General features: G+C 60.8%; 23 protein-coding genes. 5 read left to right on the plus strand and 18 right to left on the minus strand.

The features are described 5' to 3' along the window. The first annotated feature begins 12 nt into the window (after positions 1-12). On the plus strand, positions 13-660 hold the full coding sequence (locus NMB38_RS17790; RefSeq protein ID WP_027913665.1) for a trypsin-like peptidase domain-containing protein: 648 nt from the start codon (positions 13-15) through the stop codon (positions 658-660). Here NMB38_RS17790 and NMB38_RS17795 read toward each other — a convergent pair whose 3' ends face one another. Beyond that, complete coding sequence (locus NMB38_RS17795) at positions 661-1,716, minus strand: diguanylate cyclase (RefSeq protein ID WP_027913664.1); 1,056 nt, start codon at positions 1,714-1,716, stop codon at positions 661-663. A 245-nt stretch (positions 1,717-1,961) separates the two neighbouring features. Between NMB38_RS17795 and NMB38_RS17800 the strand changes: the two genes are divergently transcribed. Continuing rightward, the gene (locus tag NMB38_RS17800; protein ID WP_088523099.1) at positions 1,962-2,855 is read left to right on the plus strand and encodes a bestrophin family protein; all 894 of its coding nucleotides are present in this window, start codon (positions 1,962-1,964) and stop codon (positions 2,853-2,855) included. A 33-nt stretch (positions 2,856-2,888) separates the two neighbouring features. Here the strand turns inward: NMB38_RS17800 and phnE are convergent, their stop codons facing one another. Genes phnE through NMB38_RS17820 form a run of 4 tightly spaced genes read right to left on the minus strand, consistent with a single transcriptional unit; the run spans position 2,889 to position 6,146 of the window. Beyond that, positions 2,889-3,656, minus strand: a complete 768-nt coding sequence (gene phnE / locus NMB38_RS17805; protein ID WP_027913662.1) for a phosphonate ABC transporter, permease protein PhnE — start codon at positions 3,654-3,656, stop codon at positions 2,889-2,891. Continuing rightward, the gene (locus NMB38_RS17810) at positions 3,653-4,480 is read right to left on the minus strand and encodes a PhnE/PtxC family ABC transporter permease (RefSeq protein ID WP_282478587.1); all 828 of its coding nucleotides are present in this window, start codon (positions 4,478-4,480) and stop codon (positions 3,653-3,655) included. The genes phnE and NMB38_RS17810 overlap by 4 nt, the downstream gene beginning before the upstream one ends. Beyond that, positions 4,474-5,283, minus strand: a complete 810-nt coding sequence (locus tag NMB38_RS17815; protein ID WP_042139463.1) for a phosphonate ABC transporter ATP-binding protein — start codon at positions 5,281-5,283, stop codon at positions 4,474-4,476. Before NMB38_RS17815 ends, NMB38_RS17810 begins: the two co-directional genes overlap by 7 nt. Before the next feature lie 8 nt (positions 5,284-5,291). Then, entirely contained in the window at positions 5,292-6,146 is an 855-nt protein-coding gene (locus NMB38_RS17820; RefSeq protein WP_027913659.1) for a putative selenate ABC transporter substrate-binding protein, read from the minus strand. Positions 6,147-6,342: 196 nt separating this feature from the next. On the opposite strand from NMB38_RS17820, the gene selD reads away from it, so the two are divergent. Beyond that, complete coding sequence (gene selD, locus NMB38_RS17825) at positions 6,343-7,377, plus strand: selenide, water dikinase SelD (protein ID WP_027913658.1); 1,035 nt, start codon at positions 6,343-6,345, stop codon at positions 7,375-7,377. Continuing rightward, entirely contained in the window at positions 7,377-8,480 is a 1,104-nt protein-coding gene (mnmH, locus tag NMB38_RS17830; protein WP_027913657.1) for a tRNA 2-selenouridine(34) synthase MnmH, read from the plus strand. The genes selD and mnmH overlap by 1 nt, the downstream gene beginning before the upstream one ends. Positions 8,481-9,565: 1,085 nt before the next feature. Here mnmH and NMB38_RS17835 read toward each other — a convergent pair. From NMB38_RS17835 to hmpA, 13 genes are all read right to left on the minus strand, one after another. Beyond that, entirely contained in the window at positions 9,566-9,952 is a 387-nt protein-coding gene (locus NMB38_RS17835; protein WP_028688211.1) for a lysozyme inhibitor LprI family protein, read from the minus strand. An 18-nt stretch (positions 9,953-9,970) separates the two neighbouring features. After that, on the minus strand, positions 9,971-10,510 hold the full coding sequence (locus NMB38_RS17840; protein ID WP_027916562.1) for a hypothetical protein: 540 nt from the start codon (positions 10,508-10,510) through the stop codon (positions 9,971-9,973). A 79-nt stretch (positions 10,511-10,589) separates the two neighbouring features. Next, the gene (locus NMB38_RS17845; RefSeq protein WP_027916563.1) at positions 10,590-11,153 is read right to left on the minus strand and encodes a GNAT family N-acetyltransferase; all 564 of its coding nucleotides are present in this window, start codon (positions 11,151-11,153) and stop codon (positions 10,590-10,592) included. A 207-nt stretch (positions 11,154-11,360) separates the two neighbouring features. Beyond that, a complete protein-coding gene (locus NMB38_RS17850; protein ID WP_027916564.1) occupies positions 11,361-11,744 on the minus strand; it encodes a YkgJ family cysteine cluster protein in 384 nt (127 codons plus the stop codon). A gap of 147 nt (positions 11,745-11,891) precedes the next feature. Continuing rightward, positions 11,892-13,019, minus strand: coding sequence for a hypothetical protein (locus tag NMB38_RS17855; RefSeq protein WP_028688213.1), 1,128 nt, complete (start codon positions 13,017-13,019; stop codon positions 11,892-11,894). 131 nt (positions 13,020-13,150) lie between these two features. Continuing rightward, positions 13,151-14,359 carry an alanine transaminase gene (gene alaC / locus NMB38_RS17860; RefSeq protein WP_028688214.1) on the minus strand — a complete coding sequence of 403 codons (1,209 nt, stop codon included), beginning with the start codon at positions 14,357-14,359 and terminating at the stop codon, positions 13,151-13,153. 308 nt (positions 14,360-14,667) lie between these two features. Next, positions 14,668-15,555: a heme o synthase gene (gene cyoE / locus NMB38_RS17865; RefSeq protein ID WP_023533464.1), complete on the minus strand. Its 888-nt coding sequence runs from the start codon at positions 15,553-15,555 to the stop codon at positions 14,668-14,670. A gap of 11 nt (positions 15,556-15,566) precedes the next feature. Further along, the gene (cyoD, locus tag NMB38_RS17870; protein ID WP_023533459.1) at positions 15,567-15,899 is read right to left on the minus strand and encodes a cytochrome o ubiquinol oxidase subunit IV; all 333 of its coding nucleotides are present in this window, start codon (positions 15,897-15,899) and stop codon (positions 15,567-15,569) included. Beyond that, positions 15,899-16,519: a cytochrome o ubiquinol oxidase subunit III gene (gene cyoC / locus NMB38_RS17875; protein WP_023533465.1), complete on the minus strand. Its 621-nt coding sequence runs from the start codon at positions 16,517-16,519 to the stop codon at positions 15,899-15,901. The genes cyoD and cyoC overlap by 1 nt, the downstream gene beginning before the upstream one ends. 3 nt (positions 16,520-16,522) lie before the next feature. Further along, the gene (cyoB, locus tag NMB38_RS17880) at positions 16,523-18,541 is read right to left on the minus strand and encodes a cytochrome o ubiquinol oxidase subunit I (RefSeq protein ID WP_023533473.1); all 2,019 of its coding nucleotides are present in this window, start codon (positions 18,539-18,541) and stop codon (positions 16,523-16,525) included. Between the two features lie 3 nt (positions 18,542-18,544). Further along, positions 18,545-19,489, minus strand: coding sequence for a ubiquinol oxidase subunit II (gene cyoA / locus NMB38_RS17885; RefSeq protein WP_023533467.1), 945 nt, complete (start codon positions 19,487-19,489; stop codon positions 18,545-18,547). Positions 19,490-20,044: 555 nt separating this feature from the next. After that, complete coding sequence (locus NMB38_RS17890) at positions 20,045-20,551, minus strand: disulfide bond formation protein B (RefSeq protein WP_027916567.1); 507 nt, start codon at positions 20,549-20,551, stop codon at positions 20,045-20,047. A 380-nt stretch (positions 20,552-20,931) separates the two neighbouring features. Next, complete coding sequence (hmpA, locus tag NMB38_RS17895; protein WP_404666333.1) at positions 20,932-22,110, minus strand: NO-inducible flavohemoprotein; 1,179 nt, start codon at positions 22,108-22,110, stop codon at positions 20,932-20,934. Between the two features lie 153 nt (positions 22,111-22,263). On the opposite strand from hmpA, the gene norR reads away from it, so the two are divergent. Continuing rightward, the gene (norR, locus tag NMB38_RS17900) at positions 22,264-23,817 is read left to right on the plus strand and encodes a nitric oxide reductase transcriptional regulator NorR (protein ID WP_027916569.1); all 1,554 of its coding nucleotides are present in this window, start codon (positions 22,264-22,266) and stop codon (positions 23,815-23,817) included. The last annotated feature ends 1 nt before the right edge of the window (position 23,818 follow it).

The following is a 23,818-nucleotide window of genomic DNA, read 5'->3' on the forward strand; positions in this document are numbered from 1 at the left end:
ATGGCGGCAATGATGCTGCTAAGTGGGTGCAATGGAGTGCCAACGTCCTACGTTTCAGACCCGGTCTACAGTCAAGCTTTCGTGGTGACGTCCGGGGCACCGCTGCCCATGCTGCTGATGGCAAGCGCCATCCAGTGGAACGCAGATTATGCCGTCACCGCCAAACACACGCCTTTCCTGCGCAACGTGGTCCACGAAGGACTAGGCGATGTGGTGTTCTTCAAGCACAAAGCCAGCGAAATACCGCACTGGCGACAATATATGCCTGGAGAAACGGTCACGGCAGTGGGCTACAACAGCTTGATGATGCCCGTACAAGGCAAGGGCCACGCGCTCTCGTCACTGGTCCGGCTCGATGGCACCCCTGGCAGCGTGTTCTATTCGGTGCACGACGGGCCGATCACCAAAGGGATGTCTGGCGGCCCGGTATTCGCCGATGACGGTAGCGTGGTAGGGATCAACATCGCCATCATCCCTACCAGCGGCATCGATGCCATCAGACGACCGGACCTGGTGGGCAAGGACCGGGTCAGTGTGTTCATGTCCTTCAGCGAGATCGACAAGGAATGGCGGCGCTACCAGTACATGCTGGCGCGCAAGTCCAAACCCGCGGCCCCAACATCGATCAAGGGCTTCGTGGCCGTTGCAGCAAAACCCTGATCAGGCGGGCTCAGAAGCCTGGGGCGCCAGGACGATGCAATTTCGGCCGGCGCGCTTGGCGGCATACAACGCCATATCGGCGGCGTGCAGCCAGGCCTGGGCATCGGTAATGCCTGCATGATAAGGGGCGATGCCGATACTCAGGCTCAGGGTAAGGTGCGGCAGCGCCGGGTCGCGGAACGCCTCCACGGCCAGGCGCAGCCGCTCCAGCACATCCCTTGCTTGCCCTGGCGTCGTATCGGGCAGCATCACGCAGAATTCGTCTCCTCCGTAGCGGGCCGCAGGGTCGTGCTTGCGCAGATGGAAGGAGAGCGTGGCACTGATCACCCGCAGGATGTTGTCACCCACCTGGTGGCCATGACGATCATTGACCTGTTTGAAGTGGTCCACGTCGATCAGGGCAAGGCAACTGCTCCCGGCGTTAGCTCGGCAACGCGCGAATTCGCGCAGCAGCAGTTCCTGCCACGCCCCATGGTTGCTCAGGCCCGTAAGGCTGTCGGTCTGGCTCATGCGGGCCAGTGCACGTTTATGCTGGCCCAATTGGACAGTCACCTGATAGCAGATCATGCCAATGGCCATGGGGTAGATCAGCAGGATCGGCAGACACGCCAGCATCTGCACCTGCGTGGTGGCCGGAAAAAGCGGCGGCGCGAACAGCCACAGGCCCAAGGCGATGCCGATGCCCTGGGCAATCACCGTTCTGATCAACAGGGGCCAGCCACCTGCCGCGATCTTGTCCATGGCAATCATCGACAGGATGATCACGCTGGGCAAAGGATTGAGCCCCATGGCACCCGCCCAGCAACCCCCGGCGAATCCATCGACCACCAAGTTACGCTGCTCGGTCTTGTAGGGCTGGGCAGAAACCCGGGCTATCTGAAACGCAAGGTGCGGCCAGACAAAACCGTGTGCCAGTAACAGCGCCCACACCCACCACTCTGGCTGCAATGGCGCAATGCCGATCAATACACAAAAAAAGCCGAGGCCGGTTCCGATGGCGCGTGGTGCATACATGCGTTTGGCGAAGGAAAGGCCCGTGCCGGTGCGCTCGATCATGGCGGGATACCGAGAAAATAAGGCGGAAGGTGCAGGGTACAGCTGCAGAGCATGTGCATGCTGAGGCAAGGCATTGTGCCACCATCCAAATCGGGCCGGCAAACGCGTCTGGATGAAATGCACACACCCATTCGGATATCACGCCAGCACTTGTCAGCCCCACACGCGTTGCAACAACCTCATGCAGAACCTTCGGCGGGACTCAGCGTCCCATCCAAGGTCCTGAACCCGTAAAGGTGCGCCATTTGAAAGACGTCATCATCCGCAAATACCGCCTGGTCGTGAAAACCTTCGGCTACATCGGTTGGTCACTGTTCTGGCTGCTCATCTGGGACGTGCTGGTCACCATTGATTTCATGCTGTTTCTCAACAGCAAGTTCACCCTGCCCCTGATCCCTCTTTCATTGATGGGTTCGGCGCTGGTCGTGCTGGTGAGCTTTCGCAACAGCAGCGCCTACAACCGCTGGTGGGAGGCCCGTACCCTGTGGGGCGCGCTGGTCAACAGTTCCCGCAGTTTCGCCCGTCAGACGCTGACGCTGATCGATGACCATGACGATGGATTAAATCCGGTCAAGGCGACCCTGCTGCGTCGGCACATCGCCTATATCAATTGCCTGGCCGCACACCTGAAGGGGGAAAAATGCCCACAAGAGCTGGTGGCGTTTATCCCTGAGGCAGAATTCGAGCGTCACCACGGTTCCAACAATTTTGCCAATGACATCTTGAGTGGTTCCGCCGCGTTACTGGCCAGGGAATATCAGGAGGGCCGGCTGGACAGCATCCGTCTGGCTCGCCTTGAGTCCACCCTGGTGGACTTGTCCAATGCACAAGGTGGCATGGAGCGCATCGCCAATACGCCACTGCCCTACCCTTATGTGTATTTCCCTCGGTTATTCATCACGCTGTTCTGCCTGATCGTACCGGTCGGCCTGGTAGAGTCGCTGGAATGGTTCACGCCCCTGGCCTCCACAGTTGTTGGCTTCATGCTGCTGGCGATCGAGCGCATCGGGACCGACTTGCAGAGCCCGTTCCGCTTCAGCGAACACCAGATCCAGATGGATACCATCTGCGAGACGATCGAGCGCAACCTGGAATCGATGCAGCGTGGCGCGCAATCGGGCGAGGCGGTGAGCGCCTGAGAACGGGCAGCGGTCACAGGGCCGCTGGCCTGATCAGGCCCTTACGAAACGTTGGCGCAGTACATCACTGAGCGCATCGACCAGAAACACCAGCGCCAGCATTCCAATGATCACCGTACTGGCCTGGGCCTCCTGGAACAGGCTCAAGGTGGTGTAGAGCAGCTGTCCCAAGCCTCCGGCACCGACGAAGCCCAGTACACTGGCCATGCGTATGTTGTTTTCCCAACGGTACAAACTGTAGGCAAGCAATTGCGGCCACAGGTTGGGCAAGGTGCCGTAGCAGAAGGCTGCTACCTGCCCCGCGCCTTGCAGGCGTAAGGCTGCTGCAGGTTCGGGCGAGGCGTTTTCCAGCGCTTCGGCAAACAGCCGTCCCAGTACGCCAGCGGTGTGCAGCGCCAACGCCAGGGTGCCGGCGTTTGGTCCCAGTCCAGCTGCCAGCACCGTCAGCGCGGCCCACACCAGCTCCGGAATAGCGCGCAGGGCATTGAGCAGCAACCGGGCCAGCGCCCGCAGCGGCCAGCCAAAGCGGCCTGCCGCCGGCAGCGCCAGCAACAGGCCCATGATGGCGGCCAGCAACGTGCTGATGCCAGACATGGCCAGGGTCTCCAACGCGCCCTGCGCCACGGCTCGCAGATGCTCGCTGGACAGGTCCGGGGCCAGGAACCGCCCGGCATACTGGCCCATCTGGGCCAGCCCACCGTTGCCGATCAAGGCACCGAAATCCAACCCCAGGTAAGCGAACGAGCCGACGATGGCTGCCAGCAGCGCGGCCAACAGGGCCAGGTTGATGAGCCGATTCATGCAAGCCTCCAGCGCAATAACCGGCTGAGCCCATCGGCAAGCATCACCAAGACCAGGAACGTCAGCAACATGCTGGCGACCTCGGCGCCAGCGAACATGCGCATGGACAGGTCGATCTGCTGACCCAGACCGCCGGCCCCCACGAACCCCATCACCACCGATGCCCGTACTGCACATTCCCACCGATAGACCGTGTAGGACACCGCTTCGCTGGCGGCATTGGGCAGGATGCCGTAGAAAAAGGCAGCCAGCCGTCCACTGCCCGCCTGCAACAAGGCGTGGGCAGGCCGTTGGTCCACCGATTCGAAGATTTCCGCATACACCTTGCCCAGCATGCCGCTGTAGGTAATGGCAATTGCCAGCACGCCGGCCGTGGGCCCCAGGCCTACGGCGCGCACGAACAACAGTGCCCAGACGATTTCAGGCACGCTGCGCAGGAAGATCAGCCCCCCCCGTACGGGCAGCCGCACCAGGCGCGACCAGACACCCGGGCGCCCGCCACGTGAGGCAGCGCTCAGGGACAAGGCGCGGCTGGCCAGCAACCCTGCCGGCACGGCCAGCAGCCAGGCGAGTACCATGCCAGCGGTGGCCACAGCCAAGGTCTGTAGCGTGGCCTCCAGCAATAGCTCGAGAAAGTCGCGTTCATGTGTCGGTGGCCAGAATGCCCCCGTGAAACGTGCCATCTGCTCGCGGTTTTCGGCCTGCAACAGCACGGCCGGATTGAGCTCGCTCAATTGGATACCCGGCCACAGGACCGCGATGGCCAGCAACCCGATCAGTACCCTCGGCACCATTGCCGGATCACGGCGACTGGCGCTCAGCATCTGGGCAACTGCACGTGGGGGCTTGTAGCATCAACACCACGTCCAGCCACCAACTGCTCGTTGGCATACAGCGCCTGCAGCAGCTCGTCGGTCACCGCCTGGGCCGGGCAGTCGAACAGCACGCGCCCTTCGCGAATGCCGATCACCCGGGGAAAGTGGGCCAATGCCAAATCGACCGCGTGCAGGCTGGCCACCAACGCCACACCAGTGGCCTGGGCATGCCGGTTGAGCAACGCCAGGCTGTGATCAGCCAATACTGGGTCCATCGCCGACACTGGCTCGTCGGCAAGCACGATACGAGGTTGCTGATAAAGCACCCGCGCAATACCTACTCGCTGAAGCTGGCCACCCGACAGTTGACCGCACTGCACGAACAGCTTGTCTGCAAGACCCAGTTCGGCCAGGGCCTGGCGCGCACCAGGCACATCGCAGGGATACAGCAGGTTGAGCAGACTGCGACCAAGCCCCCACTGGCCCAGGCGGCCCGCGAGCACCGCAGTGACCACCCGCTGGCGCGGCGGCAGCGGCGGCGCCTGGTGAACCAGGCCTACCTGGGCCCGCAGGCGCTGCCGGGCCCCTGTCGACAACGCCCATGGCTGCTGCCCGAGCACCTCCAGACGACCGCTGCTAGGCCTGGTCGCCGTGGCCATCAGGTGCAGCAAGCTGGACTTGCCGGCCCCCGATGGGCCGATGATCGCGACGCGCTCAGCCTGCGCGATGCGCAAGGTCACGCCCTCCACGGCGCGCACCGCGCCATGCCGCAAGCTTGCACCTTGCAGCGCGATGACTGCCTCAGAAGGCACGGCAGACGTCACTTGAGCAAACCGGCCTCGCGGGCGGCCTGCTCGGTGCCCGCGTAGTTTTCCGGTTTGGTTTCGATGAAGCGGCTGGCCGCCTGCAGGTCGAGAATGGCTTTTTGCTCTGGATCGGCAGGGTCGAGGTTCAAGAAGGCCTGTTTGATCTTCTCCTTGAGGGCCGGGTCCATGTTGCCACGCACCGTCCAGTTGTAGTCGAAATAGGTCGGGGTCGTGGCAAACACGCGCACCTTGGCGGTATCGACCTTGCCGGCGTCCACCAGCTTCTGCCAGACGCTGGCGTTGAGCACACCGGCATCGACCTTGCCAGCCTGCACCCAGGCCACGGTGGCGTCATGGGCACCGGAATAGGCGACGCGGCTGAAGTACCCTTCAGGCTTGATGTTGTCCTGCTTGAGCATGAAGTAGCGTGGCATCAGGCTACCGGAGGTGGAAGAAACGGACCCGAAGGCGAAGGACTTGCCCTTGAGGTCTGCAAGGCTTTTCACCGCAGGGTCGGCAGTGATGAACTTGGAGGTGAACTGGGCGTCCTGCTCGCGTTGCACCAGCGGCGTGGCCGTCGGATCCTTCAGGTGCACCTGCACGAATGTAAATCCGCCCAGCCACGCCAGGTCCAGCCGATCGGAGGCCAGCGATTCGACCACGGCCGGATAGTCAGCCACCGGCACGAACTTCACCTGCATGCCCAACTGTTTGGACAAGTATTCGCCCAGGGGTTTGAACTTGCGTTGCAGTTCGGTGGGCGCCTCGTCAGGAATGGCGCTGACACGCAGTGTCTCTGCCGCCTGGACGGCCAGGGCACAGCAGGACAGCACCAGGCTGGCGGCGAGCGCCATAGGACGTTTGAGCATGGGTTTCTCCGGTTCAATAGCGGGGAATGGGGGCGAATTCGAGGCTGCGCGCAGTAACAGGCGGCGCATGTGCGCTGCCTTGCCGACGTGCAGGTTGCAGCTCGATGCAAGTCATTGACCCAACGATTATAAGAGCCGCAGGCCCAATGACCAGCTTTGCTACAATCGGGCGATAAATTGACCTGCCGAGGTACACATGAGCGAGCCGATTCGCCTGACCCAGTACAGCCACGGTGCCGGCTGTGGCTGCAAGATATCCCCCAAGGTGCTGGACGTCATCCTGGCCGAAAGCGGTGCCCAGGCCCTGGACCCGAAACTCTGGGTCGGCAATGCGTCGCGCGACGATGCCGCCGTGTATGCCCTGGACGAGGAGCGCGGGGTGGTGTCGACCACCGACTTCTTCATGCCCATCGTCGATGACCCCTACGATTTCGGCCGCATCGCGGCAACCAATGCCATCAGCGATATCTACGCCATGGGCGGCGATCCACTGATGGCCATCGCCATACTGGGCTGGCCGGTCAACGTCCTGGCACCCGAGGTTGCTCGTGAGGTAATCCGCGGTGGCCGGGCTGTCTGCGCCGAAGCCGGCATCCCGCTTGCTGGTGGTCATTCCATCGACGCCCCCGAGCCGATTTTCGGCCTGGCGGTAACCGGCGTGGTCAGCAAGCGCCATCTCAAGCGCAACGACACCGCCACGGCGGGCTGCCGCCTGTATCTGACCAAGCCGCTCGGCATCGGCATCCTCACCACTGCCGAGAAGAAAGCCGTGCTGCGCGAGCAGGATCGAGGCGTGGCGCGCGACTGGATGTGTACCCTGAACACGCCGGGCAGCCGATTTGGCAAGCTCGACGGGGTCAAGGCCATGACGGACGTCACCGGGTTCGGCCTGCTCGGCCATCTGGTTGAGCTTGCAGAGGGCAGCGGCCTGACCGCACACCTGGACTACGCCAAGGTGCCCCGCCTGCCGAGTGTCGAGCACTACCTCGCGGCCGGCTGCATTCCGGGGGGTACGCTGCGCAACTTCGAGAGCTACGGGCACAAGATCGGCGCGCTCAGTGACGATCAGAAGCACTTGCTGTGTGATCCGCAGACCAGCGGCGGGCTGCTTGTGGCCGTGACCCCGGAGGGTGAAGACGCATTTCTCGCGGCAGCCGCCGACCTGGGCTTGCAGCTGTCGCCTATCGGCTATCTGGCAGAGCGACAGAGCCACGCAGTCGAGGTCGCCTGATGCGGCCAGACTGCACCGATTTCCGTCAGTTGTTCCTCGACGATGTGCCGATGATGGACATGCGCGCGCCCGTCGAGTTTGCCAAGGGCGCCTTCCCCGGCGTGATCAACCTGCCCCTGATGAACGATCTGGAACGGCAGAAGGTGGGCACCTGCTACAAGCAGCAGGGCCAGGCTGCCGCCATCGCCTTGGGTCATCAACTGGTGGGCGGCGCCACCAAGCAGGCCCGTCTGGAGGCGTGGGTGGCCTTCACCCAGGCTCACCCGGAAGGCTATCTGTATTGCTTTCGTGGTGGCCTGCGTTCACAGATCGTCCAGGGATGGTTGCGCGATGAAGCCGGTATTCGCTACCCGCGTATCAGCGGGGGCTACAAGGCGATGCGCAACTACTTGCTGGAAACCACGGAGCAGGCCGTCAGCGAGTGTGATTTCGTACTGGTTGGCGGCTTGACCGGGACTGGCAAGACCGACGTGTTGCAGCAGCTGGGCAACGTGCTGGACCTTGAAGGCCATGCCAATCATCGCGGTTCGAGCTTTGGCAAACGCGCCACCGGGCAACCGGCCCAGATCGACTTCGAGAACCAGCTGGCCATCGATGTGCTGAAAAAGCGCGCGCAGGGTATCGGCCAATTCGTGTTGGAGGATGAAGGGCGCATCGTTGGCAGTTGCACGGTGCCTTTGTCTTTGTACCAGGGCATGCAGCAGTACCCGCTGGTGTGGCTGGAGGACAGTTTCGATGGCCGGGTCGAGCGCATCCTGCGCGACTATGTCATCGACCTCAGTGCCGAGTTCATCGCCCTGCATGGCGAGCAAGCCGGGCTGCACTTGTTCGCGCAGCGCATGCTGCAGAGCATGGCCAACATCCGCAAGCGCCTGGGCGGAGAGCGCCATCAGCGGCTCACGGCGCTGCTGGAGCAGGCTTTGGAAGAGCAATTGCGCAGTGGCTGTGTGGACCTGCACCGAGGTTGGATCGAGGGGCTGCTCAACGAGTACTACGACCCGATGTATGCCTATCAGCGTGAGGCGAAGGCCGAGCGGATCGAGTTTGTTGGGGATGCTGTGCAGGTGCGGGAGTATCTGGCGCAACGCGCGCGGCGCAAGTAGGGTCTGAGCCGGGGCTGCCAGGCAGCTGCCAGCTCTCGCTCTTACTCGACTCTGGCCTTTGATCTTGATCTTGATCTTGATCTTGATCTTGATCTTGATCTTGATCTTGATCTTGATCTTGATCTTGATCTTGATCTTGATCTTGACCTTGATCTTGATCTTGACCTTGATCTTGATCTTGCTTTTGATCTTCGCGACTTCAGAAGGCCGAACGCAGGTCTTGCGGAGGGAGGTGACAGGCATGGATGCCTGTCAAGCGCTGGGCCCCAGGATGGGGCCTACAGCGCGGTCCTCCCGGGAGCAAGACCGGAGTGAGGGAACCCCGAAGCGCAGCGTAGGGGCCGTATGAACGGAGCGCAGCCTTTTTTGGTTACTTTTTGTGGCGTTTGACAAAAAGTGACTCGCCGTAAGGGCGAAAAGGTGATTAAGCGTCGCCATCGCAAATGGACTATGCGCTCTATCAATACCCACACCAACCCATCGAACTTCAAACTTCAAAGCGTGGGCGCATATATCGAGTTGGTATTCATTGGCGCGGGTGGCGCACAGTCACCCTTCCGCCCTTACGGCGGCTCACTTTTTGTCTTGTCAAAAAGTAAGCAAAAACCGCCTGCTCCTATCATCCGGCCCCTACGCTGCGCTCCGGGGTCCCCTCGCTCCGGGCTTGCTCCCGGGAGGACCGCGCTGCAGGCCCCATCCTGGGGCCCAGCGCTTGACGGGCATCCATGCCCGTCACCTCCCTCCGCAAGCCCTGCGCTCGGCCTCCTGAAGTCGCGATCTGTGTTGCCTGGACTACCGCGCGCTTAGAAGCAACAGCAGCAACAGCAACAGCAACAGCAACAGCAACAGCAACAGCAACAGCAACAGCAACAGCAACAGCAACAGCAGTTTTACTTAGAGTAGGCAGGAGTGCCTGCAATACTGAACCGGATTAGTATGAATGAGAAGGGACAAATAAGATGCACTTACAGAATCATGACAAGGCACTGTTACCCAAGTTGTAACGAGTGGCCAACTTTGCGTATGGGCGTAAGAACGCCCACGCAATTACAACATAGCCTCAACTACACCAGCACAAGCCACCATCACCGTTGCGGATCCAACACCCGCTCAAGCTCCGCCGCCCGCTCTCGGGTCATGTCCATCAGGCAGGTCCCGCCCTCAAGCTGCGCCATGGTGCCGCCACTGGCCGTGCGATGAAACTGGCAGTTGGCATCCCGATAAGCCAGCCACTTGCGCTGCACATCACGCAGGCTCTTTTGCTGATCCGCCGGCAGTTTACCCAGCAGCTGTTTGTAGACGCCGTTCAGACGCTGGTCCTGTACCTGCGTCTCGGCCTTGAGGCATTCACCCATGGCCAGGGTACTGGAGGCATTGTCCATACAGCGGGCATAAGCGGGCGACGGATCGTCGGCCATGGCCAGCGGCGTGCAGCACGCCAATGCCAGCCCAGCCAGATAGTGCTTGATCATGCGAACTCTCCGTGAAGGTCAAAGCGTTTGAGGTTGCTCCGGCGGCATCAACACCCTGCTCGGCTCGAAGCGCAGCGACGGCATCTGTGTGGCGGCATACAACATCACCGCCAATGCTGCAATCAGGGTAACGTCCGCCCAATTCCACCCAGGCATATCAGCGGCTTGGCGCGCTTTCAGACAGTACCAGCCCTGACCAAAGCAAAACACCAGCATCGCTGCCACCCACACGTAGAAGCCTGCCGCCAAGCCCGTCAGGTCGTGGAACTCATAACTCTGGTTGTCAGGCAGGCGGTCGATACCCAGGCTGGTCCCTGCCAGATACAGCGCACAAAGCCCCAGCAGCAGGGCCAAACGGCGAAAGCGCCGATGCGCCAGGATGGCCAGGGCGAGCAACGGGTTGGCAAACCACTGGTGCAGGCCGAATGGTATGCCCCAAGGCCCGTACAGCAGCATCTGCAGGGCGGGCATGTGGTGGCCGTCACTCATCGAGGCGCCATCGAGACACAGGGCGACCAGGTACAACAGGAGGGTAATGCTGAGGTAAAAAGCGGGCAAAGGACACCTGGAAGGTCGGCACAGGGGATGACCATAACCCATGTCATCCCCCGCTTCCAAACTGGGTGATCGCAGCCTCTCACGCCACCGGCGGTTCCAGCAGCAGCCCGTAGATACCCGAGTCCGACAGCTCACCGCCCACGCACCAGCGCGCTCGCAGGGTGCCCTCCAGCACGAACCCCTGGCGCTCCAACGTACGCGCCGAGCCTTGGTTGCGAGGGTCGATCTCGCCTTCCAGGCGGCGCATGTGCAGGGTATTGGCGATGTAGTCGATAAAGCACGTCAACGCTTCATCCATGTATCCCCTGCCCTGCACAGCGCTGGCCAGGCAATAGCCGATCTCACCTCGCCGGGAGGTGTCGTCGATGTTGAACAGTTGAACCATACCGATCAGTTCGCCGTTGTCCCGGCGGTACATACCCAACTTGAGTTGCTCGCCATTGGCGTACGCTTCACGGTCAGCTGCCAGCGCGCTCTGGGCTTCAGCCAGATTCTGCCAGGGCGCGTGGTGCCAGTACCGCATGACCTCAGGGTCGGCCATGATCGCCAACCACTTCGCCGCATCGGCGTGGCGCATGGGGCGCAGGTAAAGGCGCGGGCTATCGAGACACAGATCACTCGGGAAACTTCGGGGTGGGGTCACGCCGGCTCACCTGTCCATTGCTGGGTAAGATGACAGTTTAGCGTCAAGCGCGACCTTCAGGCAGTGCAAAACTGCACGGCGGGCCACAGTCGACAGCCAACGCATTCAGCTTCGCATCGCGACTCTGTCAGAGATGGCGAATCCTACCGACTTCCCTGTCAACGATTCAGATCCAAGACGCTCGTGCGCGCACGCTTAGATACGGGCTTAGGCGACCTCAGCCCCATCATCGGGCCAATGCGGCTCATTCGCCCCAGGCGGGGTCAATGGCGGTAGCCCGTAGGCGGCCCGGGCGGTATCACAGCGTGGGTTGTGTACGCCCCCTTCCCACGACGCCTCGAACTCGCGGCAGGGACTGGAACGGTTGGCGTAGATGGCGCAGGCCACACCCTGCCCCACCTCGCCCTGCAGGCTAATGCAGCGGCAGGGCTTGGCGTCGGTGCCAATCATGGCCACCCGAGACGGACTCACTTGCACCACCAGATCGTCAGGCACCACACCGCCGGAGGACTGGCATTCACCCCAGAAGAAGGACACACGGAAGTACCCGCAGCAAGCGCCGCAGTCAAGGCAAGGGTTATATTCGGACATGATTGCACGGAAGAAAGGTGGTTGAGATCGGGGCTGGCCCGAGCAGCCATTCTCGGTCCAAGCGGGGGTGATTGAATAGAGGGGCAGAAAAAAATAACCGCAGGCGCTTGGCTTTCACCAGACACCCTATTCGCCCCTCGATTTCAGTTAGCGCAGCGCTTTATAGGTATCGCCATCGCATTGATTCAGGCCAAGGCCCGCGGCTGGGCGATAGGGATCACCGCGCACATGGCTGAAGGTCGTTTGCCGGGTGCCCTGGTGTAACAGCCGGTCGTCAGGGCTACCTTCGGTCACAAGGGTGTAGGACGCACGACGCATTGCTTGGTACCGGTCCTCACAGTCTGCCATTGCCTTGTGATAGGCCATCACTTGTCCGTCACTCAAGTTCAGGCACTTGGCCAATTCGACACCCCAGCGCCTCAGGCATACTTCGGCGTAGTGCCTGACCACCAAACCCGGCTCGACGAGCACTTCGCCGCTGCCCGCACCGTCAACCGACGCATTCCCCACCAACGTCGCGTGCCGACCCGGCATGGGAAACACGCTTATCCGGGTACCGGGTTGCACGCCTGGCACCACACAGGCGAACCCTTTGGAGCGTTCGTCACGGGAGTAGAAGCCCACATACTCGCGCACATTGCCCGGCAGCATCACGCGCTCTGGCTGCACATTGCCAATGCCTGGAACCGGGTCAATGGTAAAAATGTTGACCGGGACATCACACAGTTCAGGGTCCTTGGCCATGGCATTGGCCAGCATGTGGCAGCTGATGCCGCCGCGGCTCCAGCCGACCAGGTTGACCTGGGTAGGCACGCGCGGCTTGCGGAACAGATGAATGATGCGCTCTTGCAGCTCTTGCGGCGTGGGGTGGCGATCGCCGTAGTCATAGGTTCTCCAGAACCACGAAGCGGTCGAAGCCACCTCTGGCACAGGGACGCCGGCATCCTTGAGGCGTTTGTACTCGGCTTCGCTTAGCTTGGTGCGCTGCCAGCGGCTTTCGCCCTTGATGATCTGCAGCACATGGCTGACGTTTTCTTCCCAGCCACGGCCAAACAACTGCCCTGTCCAGTTGTAGTAGCCGCCGGGATCGACGAACAGGCTGTCGTCCTGGAGATTGCCGCTGCCCGGACCGTCGACAGCGACCCAGTGGGCAAATTCGCGGCCTTGGTCATGGCTTGCCAGGGTCGAGACCAGTTCGCCGTTCCAGAAGTTGGTGTTGGTGTCGTCGAAGCGATGGGAACCTGTCCCACAGAAATAGGCGGTAAAAACACTCATGTCACTATCATCGTGCGAGAAATGAGTGCCGAAGGTAATCAGTCAGCGAGGCAAGGCACATTCGGAAGCCCACCCCACCATTGAGCGCAGCGCACCTGCCGCCGGCAACGCCAGCGGCAGGCCGTCACGGATTACTTGCGCGCCAGCCCGTCAGCCCGGAACATCTGGCGGATACCGCGGATGGCCTGACGGATCCGGTCCTGGTTTTCGATCAGGGCAAAGCGCACATGGTCATCACCATAGTCCCCAAAGCCGATGCCTGGCGAGACACATACCTTGGCCTCGGCAAGCAGCTTCTTGGAAAACTCGAGCGAACCCAGGTGTGCGTACTCAGGCGGGATCTTGGCCCAGACGTACATGGACGCCTTGGGGTTCTCGACCATCCAGCCCAACTCGTGCAAACCCTTGACCAGCAAATTGCGACGCTGGCGGTACTGCTCGGCAATATCCCGTACGCACTGCTGATCCCCTTCCAGCGCTGCAATGGCAGCCACCTGCAAAGGCGTGAACGTGCCGTAGTCGTGGTAGCTCTTGATGCGCGCCAGGGCATTGACCAGTTCGGGGTTGCCGACCATGAAGCCGATCCGCCAGCCGGCCATGTTGTAGCTCTTGGACAAGGTGAAGAACTCCACCGCAATGTCCTTGGCGCCAGGCACCTGCATGATCGATGGCGCCTTCCAGCCGTCGTACACGATGTCGGCATACGCCAGGTCGTGGACCACCAGCACGCCATATTGCTTGGCCAATGCCACCACGCGTTCGAAGAAGTCCAGCTCCACGCATTGGGCAGTCGGGTTGGACGGGAAGCCGAGAATCATCATCTTGGGCTTGGGGATCGACTCGCGAATGGCCCGCTCAAGCTCGTTGAAGAAGTCCACGCCCGGCACAAGCGGGACAGAACGCACCTGGGCCCCGGCGATGACAGCCCCGTATATATGGATCGGGTAGCTGGGGTTGGGTACCAGTACCGTATCGCCTTGGTCCAGTGTGGCCAGCATCAGGTGCGCCAGGCCCTCTTTCGAACCAATGGTGACGATGGCCTCATCTTCGGGGTCGATGTCGACCTCGTACCGTTCCTTGTACCAGTTCGAGATAGCGCGACGCAGGCGCGGGATGCCGCGGGATGTGGAGTAGCCGTGGGTATCCTCGCGCTGAGCGACCTGCACCAGCTTCTCGACGATATGCGGCGGCGTGGCGCCATCGGGGTTACCCATGCTCAGGTCGATGATGTCCTCGCCACGGCGGCGGGCAGCCATCTTGAGCTCGGCAGTGATGTTGAAGACGTAGGGCGGGAGACGATCGATGCGCGCAAAACGGCGCGGCAAACCTGGAGTGGCCATGGTTTCCTCTAAAAAACGTAAGCGCCCGGAACCGTCCGAGCGACGCTGGCCGCATGCGGCGACCTGATTCAGAAGATAGTGCCGATATAGGTGTCTTGTAAAGGGTAATCTGCTGTTTTTTATTATCTAAACAGGGGCATTTTTTGTAGCGCCAAAGCGCGCAGTGGTGCGCCTCACCATCGCTGGTAGGCCTGTTCCAAAAAAGCTCTACAAACCAAGCGAGGGGTCTGGCTCACCCGCCACAGGCCCCAAATAGACATAAAAAACCCCGGCGCTCAGGCCGGGGTTTTCGTGAAGCAGGCGTGGTTTCAGCGTGCGTAGGTCATCAGCACGTCAGCAGCCGTCTGGCTGTCCACCCCCATCATCAGGCTCAGGGCCATGACGGTGAGGATGGAAAAGCCGAACACTTTGCGCGCCCATTTGCTGTCGTCTTCGGCCTTGTAGCCACCCCAGGCCATGTACAGCCAGTAAAGGCCCATGGCAGCTGCCACGGCCATGTAGCCGAGGCCAGCGTAACCGCCGAGGGTGAGCATCAAGGTCGCAAGCACGAACGCCAGCACATACAGCACGATCTGCTTCTTCGCAGCCAGGATGCCACGCGCCACCGGCAATACCGGAATGTTTGCGGCGCTGTAGTCCTTGAAGCGGAAGATGGCGATGGCAAAGCTGTGCGGCATCTGCCACAGGCTGAACATCACCAGCAGGGTCACAGCCGCCAGGTCGAAGCTATTGCTGACAGCGCAGTAGCCAATGACAGGCGGCATGGCACCGGACAGGCTGCCGACCAAGGTGCCGTGCACCGATTTACGCTTGAGCCACAGGCTATAGAAGCCTACATAGACCACGAAGCCGATCAGTGCGCAGTACGCGGACAAGGGGTTGGCCTGCACGTACAGCAAGCTGAAACCCGCCACCCCAAGCAGGGTGGCGTAGATCAGCGCGAGGGGCAGTGACATGCCACCCTGTACCATCACGCGGTTCTTGGTGCGCTCCATTTTCTGGTCGATGTCGCGGTCGATGCAGTTGTTGAATGCACAACCGGACGCCACCACCAGGGAAGTACCAACGACCACTGCCAGCAGCAGGGCGAAGTCCACATGGCCCTTCGCGGCAAGGAAGAAACCGCCTGCCACGGAAAGCACGTTACCGAAAATGATCCCCGGTTTGGTGATTTGGATAAAGTGCTTAACGGACATGCAGTCTTACCTCACTTGGCCAGCATTTCGACGTGGATGCTGAACATGATCCACAGCGACAGGCCAACCAGCAGCGCGATCACCATGGCGGTGAACAGGAACGTCGATACGTTGTTGCGTTGCTCTTTCGAGCGGTCCATGTGCAGGAAGTACACCAGGTGTACCACTACCTGAATCACGGCCATGGCCACAACGATCAGAACGGTCAGGTTCTTCGGCAGGCTTGGGTACATCACCAGGCCGAACGGAATCGCGGTCAGGATGATCGACAGGACGAAACCGATCATGTACGACTTGACGCTGCCGTGGCTGCCTTCGTGATGAGTGTCGTGTGCGTTAGCCATTACAGAACCCCCAGCAGGTAGACGACGGTGAATACGCAGATCCAGACCACGTCCAGGAAGTGCCAGAACAGGCTCAGGCAGCTCATGCGGGTCTTGGCGGTCGGCGTGATGCCGTGCTTGTTGATCTGGTACATCATGATTGCCATCCAGATCAGACCAGCCGTCACGTGCAGACCGTGGGTGCCTACCAGCGCGAAGAAGCCCGACAGGAAGCCACTGCGGTTCGGGCCGAAGCCTTCGCCGATCAGGTGATGGAACTCGTAGATTTCCATCGCGATGAAGCCCGCACCGAACAGGAAGGTCACAGCCAACCAGCCCAGTACGCCTGCCTTGTTACCGGCGAACATCTTCAGCATGGCGAAGCCGAAGGTGATCGAGGACAGCAGCAGGAACAGCGTTTCGACAGCTACGAACTTGAGCTCGAAGATGTCATGACCCGACGGGCCGCCGGCAAAACTCCCGGACAGCACCGCGTAGGTGGCGAAGAGCGACGCAAACAGGATGCAGTCGGTCATCAGGTACAGCCAGAAGCCCAGTACGGTCATCTGGCCCGAGTCGTGGTGGTGATCGTCGTGCCCATGGTCGTGACCATGAGCACCGTGCATTACTTGACTGGACATTGATTACACCCGCTCAAACGATTCGACACGTGCGCCGGCAGGCAGAGCACCTGCATTGGCCAACGCTTTCATGCGCTCGCCTTCGATGCGCGCCACTTCTTCGGCCGGAACCATGAAGCCCTGGTCGTCACGCGCAGCGTGGCGAACGAAGACAGCGATGGTTGCAACCAGGCTTGCGCCGACCAGCCACCAGATGTGCCAGATGAAAGCGAAGCCGAAGATGGTCAGGAACAGACCCATGAACAAACCGGTAGAGGTATTGCTCGGCATGTGGATCGCTTCGTACTTGCCCGGCACCTTGTAGGCAACACCGGCTTCCTTGGCTTCGTGCCAGGCATCCAGGCCAACCTTCTCAGGCATGTGGGCGAAGTTGTAGAACGGAGGTGGCGACGAAGTCGACCATTCCAGGGTACGGCCGCCCCATGGGTCGCCGGTCACGTCCAGGTTCTGGTGACGATCGCGAACCGATACGAACAGCTGGATCAGCTGGCAGGCGATACCGAACAGGATCAGCACGGCACCGACCACGGCAACGTACAGGTAGGGTTCCCACAGTGGGTTGTCCGAGTGGTTCAGACGACGGGTCATACCCATGAAGCCCAGTGCGTACAGCGGCATGAATGCCACGTAGAAGCCCGAGATCCAGAACCAGAAGGCAGCTTTGCCCCACTTCTCGTTCAGGGTGAAACCGAAGGCTTTCGGGAACCAGTAGGCGAAGCCGGCGATGTAGCCGAATACCGCACCACCGATGATCACGTTGTGGAAGTGGGCGATCACGAACAGGCTGTTGTGCAGCACGAAGTCAGCACCCGGTACAGCCAGCAGAACGCCAGTCATGCCACCGATGGAGAAGGTGATCATGAAGCCCAGGGTCCAGAGGATCGGCGCAGTGAAGCGCAGACGGCCCTGGTAGATGGTGAACAGCCAGTTGAACAGCTTCACACCCGTCGGAATGGAGATCAGCATCGTCGCCAGGCCGAAGAAGGTGTTGACGCTGGCGCCGGCACCCATGGTGAAGAAGTGGTGCAGCCAAACCGCAAAGCCCAGTACAGCGATCGCACCCGATGCGTAGATCATCGCGTGGTGGCCGAACAGGCGCTTGCCGGAGAAGGTGGAGGTCACTTCCGAGAACACGCCGAAGGCCGGCAGGATCAGAATGTAAACCTCAGGGTGACCCCAGGCCCAGAACAGGTTGACGTACATCATCGGGTTCCCACCAAGCTCGTTGGTGAAGATGTGGAAGTCCAGATAACGGTCAACGGTCAGCAGTGCCAGTGCAGCGGTCAGGATCGGGAACGAAGCCACGATCAGGACGTTTGCCCAGGTGCAGGTCCAGGTGAAGATGGGCATGTCCATCAGCTTCATGCCAGGTGCGCGCATCTTCATCACGGTGACGAGGAAGTTCACGCCTGTCAGCGTCGTACCCAATCCTGAGAGCTGTAGCGCCCAGATGTAGTAGTCGACACCCACGCCCGGACTGTACTGAATACCCGCGAGCGGCGGATAGGCAACCCAACCGGTCTTGGCGAATTCACCAACGCCCAGCGAGATGTTCACCAGCAGCACGCCTGCCAGCAGCAGGTAGAAGCTCAGGGAGTTCAGGAACGGGAAGGCCACGTCACGCGCACCGATCTGCAGAGGAACCGCGAGGTTCATCAGGCCGGTGAAGAATGGCATCGCCATGAAGATGATCATGATCACACCGTGGGCGGTGAAGATCTGGTCATAGTGTTCAGGCGGCAGGTAGCCTTCGGAACCACCGGTGGCAACAGCCAGCTGGGTCCGCATCATGATGGCGTCGGCAAAGCCGCGCAGCAGCATGACCATCGCGACGATGATGTACATCACCCCGATTTTCTTGTGGTCGACGGTCGTCAACCACTCGGTCCACAAGTAGGACCACTTGCGGAAGTAGGTGACCGCACCAACGACAGCGATACCACCGAGCGCGATAATGGCGAGTGTCACCATGACTATCGGCTCGTGATAGGGTATCGCCTCCAGGCTTAATTTACCGAACATCTCTTACTCCTCTGCACCGGCAGCTGGTTGCATACTCGATTCCACACCCTTGGTAGTGGCCAGGTCTTTGCTGCCAGCTTCTTCGTGGCTCGAACGACCGCGGTTCATGCCTTCGTACTTGTCGACGATCAGCTGGAACTGGTCAGGCGAGGCCTCGCTATACAGCGTGACTGGGTTGTTTTCGCTTGGTTTGGCCAAGGCTTCGTATTCGGCCTTGCCCAGCTTCTTCGGCGACTGCTTGACTTCGGCGACCCACTTCTCGAAGTCTTCCTGGGACGTGGCAGTAGCTTTGAATTTCATGCCGGTGAAGCCAGCACCGCTGTAGTTGGCGCTGATACCGTCAAACACGCCGTTCTCGTTGGCGATCAGGTGCAGCTTGGTGGTCATGCCCGCCATGGCGTAGATCTGGCCGCCCAGGCCCGGGATGAAGAACGAGTTCATCACGGCGTCGGAGGTGACGCGGAAGTTGACCGGGGTATTGGCCGGGAAGACGATCTTGTTGACCGTGGCGATACCTTGTTCCGGGTAGATGAACAGCCACTTCCAGTCTAGCGCGACGACGTCGATCTGCACGGGCTTCACGTCGGAATCCAGAGGACGGTACGGGTCGAGCCTGTGGGTGGACTTGTAGGTCACGTAACCCAGCACGATGATGATCAGAATCGGGATGATCCACACCGCAGCCTCGATCTTGGTCGAGTGAGACCAGTCCGGGGTGTAGGTGGCTGCCTTGTTGGAAGCGCGATACTTCCAGGCGAACACCACGGTCATGATGATGACTGGCACGACGACCAGCAGCATCAGGCCGATTGCGATCAGGATCAGGTTCTTTTGCTCAATGCCGACCTGTCCCTTCGGGTCGAGCAGGGTCCAGTTGCACCCACTGAGTAAAAGCATGCCTAAAAAGGGCAATATGCCAAACAGTCTGGGGTAACGCTTTTTACTCATCTCACGACCTCTAGATCAGCTTGCTTCAATGCAATTGGTGTTTGGTAGCCAACACTTCGTCCAACCAAGTGAGGCATTGCGCGCCCGTACCCGCTCCTGCCTGGGCCCGACTGCAGGACCTTGGCTTCAAGCGAGTTAGCGGTGCTTTTGGTTTCGTAGGCAAAGGCCTGTATAGCAGACCAATTCCATTTGGTGCGGAAAACGCGGAGGGGGGTCCGCCCGGTATCGCCGTTGGGCGAAACTTGACGAAGTCAGCAAAAAGGAGCGCTGGGGCTTCCTTCAATCCTGCGACTTGCAAGCAGTGCCGAACGGAAATTGGGGGCGATTGTAGATAGGTCGCCAACCCTTGACTATGACTTATTGAGCAACAGTCCTTTACAGGATCTGTAACAATAACGCCGATAAATTCAACTTCGCGACACTTTGTCGCACCCCTGGCTATAGCCCTGCAACCCGCATTCAGCAAGGGCTACAGCTTGATCTGGATCAACTTCCCAGGGGTTTCCCGACCTTGATCGAGCGCCTGAAAACCTTGTTGGATTCAGGGACTTTTGTCTAAGGGCGGCGACGGTTGCGGTAGATGCCAAGTGGCACCAGCAACGCCGTCAGGACGAAGGCAATCAATGCCCATTGCGCCAGCGAAAGGCCCAGCACCGGTGGGTAAGGCGTGCTGCAGAAGCCGTCCACTTGAAACGCCAGCGGCCAGAGCTTGGCCAAGGGCAAGTCATCGACGATGGGCTGCAGGGTATCGATGCCACAACTGACCATGGGGTTGGCGAGTATATACACATGGTTGCCGGCTGCAATGATTCCGCCAATGGCGCTGACCACCACCAGTGCCTCGAAGAAGGTCAGGCTGCGTCGCCCGGGCATGGCTGCGGCCAGGAATGCAAAGACGGCGATGAACAGGAGCGCATAGCGCTGAAGGATGCACAACGGGCATGGCGCCTCGCCCAGCACTACCTGCATGTAGAGAGCGCCACCGATCAGCGAAACGCAGATCAGGCCCAACAGTACCAGAAAGCGCCGTTCCCGATTCAGGCGCGATGTTTGATCATTCATTGCCGGTTCCTTGGATGGATAGTCGCAGCGTATTCCGCCAGCCCGGCGTAATTCTACACAGACGCCGGTTGCCTGGGCGCCCCGCCTTTCATGGATACATATTCCAGGCGGCAATGGGGTGTGGCTCAGACCGGGCATTGGCAGGACGGTTCAACGAGGGGCAGCGAAAATTGAAGCTACCGAACAGGCCACAGTTGCCGCCTGCTTCTCGCTCAGCAGGAGTGAATGGCAGCTGGGTTAATGCAGGATTAACGCTCAAACACGTATCGCCCTGGCGATCTCGTCTTCGCAGGAAGGGGCTGCCTTCCAGCCCCAGAGACGGCCGACCTTGCGCCTGGCCGTTACGCTTCTTTATATATAGTCACTAGGCGCTAATGCGCTTACGCCAGCGCTGCGGCCGGCCCGAAGCACTCGTAGCGGGTCTGTTGCTCGGGTACGCCCAAGGCCAGAAGCTGGCGTTTAACGGCGGCCATGAAGGGCTTCGGCCCGAGGAAGTAGGCGTCCACATCGCGCTCGCGAGGGAGCCATTCGCCCAGCAGATGCTGGTCCAGCAGGCCCACGGCATCGGCGTGGGCTGCTTCATCCGCTTCGGCGTAGCAGTAGAAACGCTTGAGCTGCGGATGCCGCGCTGCCTGAGTGTCGAGCCACTCGCGAAATGCATGCACCTGTCCATTGCGCGCGCAGTGAATGAAGTGCACCGGCCGCCCGGTCGGCAAGGCTGCTTCTAGCATGGCCAAGGTAGGCGTAATGCCCACGCCCCCACTGATCAGCACTAACGGTCTGTCACTGGCGGCCAGTGTGAAATCACCGGCTGGCGGGAACAATTCGAGGGTGTCACCTACCCTCAGGTGGTCATGCAGGTAGTTGGAGACCTTGCCATCGGATTCGCGTTTGACGCTGATCCGATATTCACGCCCGTCGCACAAGGCGGAGAGCGAATAGTTGCGGCGTTGCTCTGCACCATCGATCATCAGCCTCAGGCCGATGTACTGCCCTGGTTCAGCCTTGAGCACCGGCTTGCCGTCCACCGGTGCGAAGTAGAAGGAGACGATCTCGAGGCTTTCTTCCACCCGCCGTGCCAGTCGGAATTCGCGAGCCCATCGCCACCCGCCGTCGGCCTCTTCCTTTTGCTTGTAAAGGTTTTCTTCAGCACCAATGAGTATGTCTGCCAACTGGCCATAGGCTGCGCCCCAGGCATCGATTACCTCGGCCGTGGCAATGTCTGTGCCCAACACTTCCTCGATGGCCCGCAGTAAACAGCGGCCAACGATCGGGTAATGCTCGGGCAGGATCTGCAGCGCCACATGCTTGTTGATGATCTGGCCCACCAGACCGCCCAGCTGTTCGAGCTGGTCGATATGACGGGCATACATCAGCACGCCATTGGCCAAGGCACGGGGCTGGTCACCGCTGGCCTGATGCGCCTGGTTGAACAGTGGGCGTACCTCGGGATACTCGTTGAGCATCATCTGGTAAAAATGAGTGGTCAGTGCCTCGCCGCCTGTTTCCAGCAATGGAACGGTGGCCTTGATGATCGCACGTTGTTCGGCATTGAGCATTGCAGCAACTCCTGAGCCTGGGGCTTCGAATGATGCTCAGTCTTTTCATCATTCGTGCCAAGTACAGCGCGCAGCAAATCCGCGGCCTTCAAGCCGCACCATGTCTAAATGACTCAGGGCGGCGTATAGTCAATTAGACCCACAGGAGTCCCTATGACTGCCAAGCCACTGCTTACCGCCTTGCTGCCACTGGTCAGCGACCTGTCTCGCGACCTGCCTGATCAGGAACGCTATCGCCGTTTACTGCAAGCCATGCGGAGTCTGTTGCCCTGTGACGCTGCCGCCTTGCTCCGGCTCGATGGCGAATGGCTAGTGCCCTTGGCCGTGGATGGCCTGAGCCCAGACACCCTTGGACGTCGCTTCAAGGTCAGTGAGCATCCACGTTTTCAGATCCTGTTGAGCAGCCCCTCCCCTACCCGCTTTGCCAGCGACTCCGAGCTGCCGGACCCGTACGATGGCCTGGTCAATACGCCGGATGTGGACCTTGAGGTTCACGACTGCATGGGTTGCCCTTTGATGGTCGATGAGCGCCCGTGGGGGCTGGTCACCCTCGATGCCCTGACGCCCGGCCAGTTCCAGAGCCTGGAGCTCGACGCCTTGCAAGCCTTTGCCAGCCTGGCCGCTGCGACGGTGACCGTGGCCGAGCGGATCGAACGCCTGGCCCTGCGTGCGGAAAATGAGCATCAGCGGGCGGAGGTGTACCGCCAGGCCAGTGGTCAGGACCGAGAGCTGATCGGCCAGAGCCCGGCCCACCAGCGCATGGTGGAGGAAATCCGACTGGTGGGCAGCAGCGATCTCACCGTGCTGATCACCGGCGAGACCGGGGTGGGCAAGGAGTTGGTGGCCCAGGCCCTGCACCAGGCGAGCAGCCGGGCCCACAAGCCGCTGATCAGCCTGAACTGCGCAGCGCTGCCCGACACGCTGGTGGAAAGCGAGCTGTTCGGCCACGTGCGCGGGGCCTTCACCGGCGCCCATGCAGACCGCCGGGGCAAGTTCGAACTGGCCCATGGGGGCAGCTTGTTTCTCGACGAGGTGGGCGAGTTGCCGCTGGCGGTACAAGCCAAGCTGCTGCGCGTGTTGCAAAGCGGACAGTTGCAGCGGCTGGGTTCAGACCGCGAACACCACGTCGATGTGCGCCTGATCGCCGCCACCAACCGTGATCTGGCCGCCGAGGTGCGCAACGGGCGCTTGCGTGCCGATTTCTACCACCGTCTGAGCGTCTATCCGTTGCATGTCCCTCCTCTGCGGGAACGCGCACGCGACGTGTTGCTGCTGGCAGGCTACTTCCTCGAACAGAATCGCTCACGCTTGGGCCTGAGCAGCCTACGACTGGGCGCGGACGCTCAAGCTGCACTCCTGGCCTACGACTGGCCGGGCAACGTGCGTGAACTGGAGCATCTGATAGGCCGCTCGGCGCTCAAGGCGTTGGGCCGACAAACGGTACGCCCCAGGATCTTGTCCTTGACCGCTGCCGATCTGGATCTGCAACCACCTACCTCACTCCATTCGCAGCCCGCTCCAGCCCCTGAGACGACGGTACCCGACCTGGGTGCTGGAGGCCTGCGCCAGGCGCTGGACATCTACCAACGCCAGCTGATCCAGGCCTGCCTGGATCAACATCAGGGCAACTGGGCAGCCACCGCAAGAGCGCTCGAACTCGACCGCGCGAACCTCAGCCGCCTGGCCCGGCGGCTAGGTATCCGCTAGG

This window comes from Pseudomonas sp. FBCC-B35, from assembly GCF_059133755.1.

Excerpts from the sequence above, each read along its gene's own strand:
- NMB38_RS17790 (WP_027913665.1), top strand. The coding sequence starts at position 13 with ATGCTGCTAAGTGGGTGCAATGGAGTGCCAACGTCCTACGTTTCAGAC.
- NMB38_RS17795 (WP_027913664.1), bottom strand. The coding sequence starts at position 1,716 with ATGATCGAGCGCACCGGCACGGGCCTTTCCTTCGCCAAACGCATGTAT.
- phnE (WP_027913662.1), bottom strand. The coding sequence starts at position 3,656 with ATGAATCGGCTCATCAACCTGGCCCTGTTGGCCGCGCTGCTGGCAGCC.
- NMB38_RS17810 (WP_282478587.1), bottom strand. The coding sequence starts at position 4,480 with ATGCTGAGCGCCAGTCGCCGTGATCCGGCAATGGTGCCGAGGGTACTG.
- NMB38_RS17820 (WP_027913659.1), bottom strand. The coding sequence starts at position 6,146 with ATGCTCAAACGTCCTATGGCGCTCGCCGCCAGCCTGGTGCTGTCCTGC.
- selD (WP_027913658.1), top strand. The coding sequence starts at position 6,343 with ATGAGCGAGCCGATTCGCCTGACCCAGTACAGCCACGGTGCCGGCTGT.
- mnmH (WP_027913657.1), top strand. The coding sequence starts at position 7,377 with ATGCGGCCAGACTGCACCGATTTCCGTCAGTTGTTCCTCGACGATGTG.
- NMB38_RS17835 (WP_028688211.1), bottom strand. The coding sequence starts at position 9,952 with ATGATCAAGCACTATCTGGCTGGGCTGGCATTGGCGTGCTGCACGCCG.
- NMB38_RS17850 (WP_027916564.1), bottom strand. The coding sequence starts at position 11,744 with ATGTCCGAATATAACCCTTGCCTTGACTGCGGCGCTTGCTGCGGGTAC.
- NMB38_RS17855 (WP_028688213.1), bottom strand. The coding sequence starts at position 13,019 with ATGAGTGTTTTTACCGCCTATTTCTGTGGGACAGGTTCCCATCGCTTC.
- alaC (WP_028688214.1), bottom strand. The coding sequence starts at position 14,359 with ATGGCCACTCCAGGTTTGCCGCGCCGTTTTGCGCGCATCGATCGTCTC.
- cyoE (WP_023533464.1), bottom strand. The coding sequence starts at position 15,555 with ATGTCCGTTAAGCACTTTATCCAAATCACCAAACCGGGGATCATTTTC.
- cyoD (WP_023533459.1), bottom strand. The coding sequence starts at position 15,899 with ATGGCTAACGCACACGACACTCATCACGAAGGCAGCCACGGCAGCGTC.
- cyoC (WP_023533465.1), bottom strand. The coding sequence starts at position 16,519 with ATGTCCAGTCAAGTAATGCACGGTGCTCATGGTCACGACCATGGGCAC.
- cyoB (WP_023533473.1), bottom strand. The coding sequence starts at position 18,541 with ATGTTCGGTAAATTAAGCCTGGAGGCGATACCCTATCACGAGCCGATA.
- cyoA (WP_023533467.1), bottom strand. The coding sequence starts at position 19,489 with ATGAGTAAAAAGCGTTACCCCAGACTGTTTGGCATATTGCCCTTTTTA.
- NMB38_RS17890 (WP_027916567.1), bottom strand. The coding sequence starts at position 20,551 with ATGAATGATCAAACATCGCGCCTGAATCGGGAACGGCGCTTTCTGGTA.
- hmpA (WP_404666333.1), bottom strand. The coding sequence starts at position 22,110 with ATGCTCAATGCCGAACAACGTGCGATCATCAAGGCCACCGTTCCATTG.
- norR (WP_027916569.1), top strand. The coding sequence starts at position 22,264 with ATGACTGCCAAGCCACTGCTTACCGCCTTGCTGCCACTGGTCAGCGAC.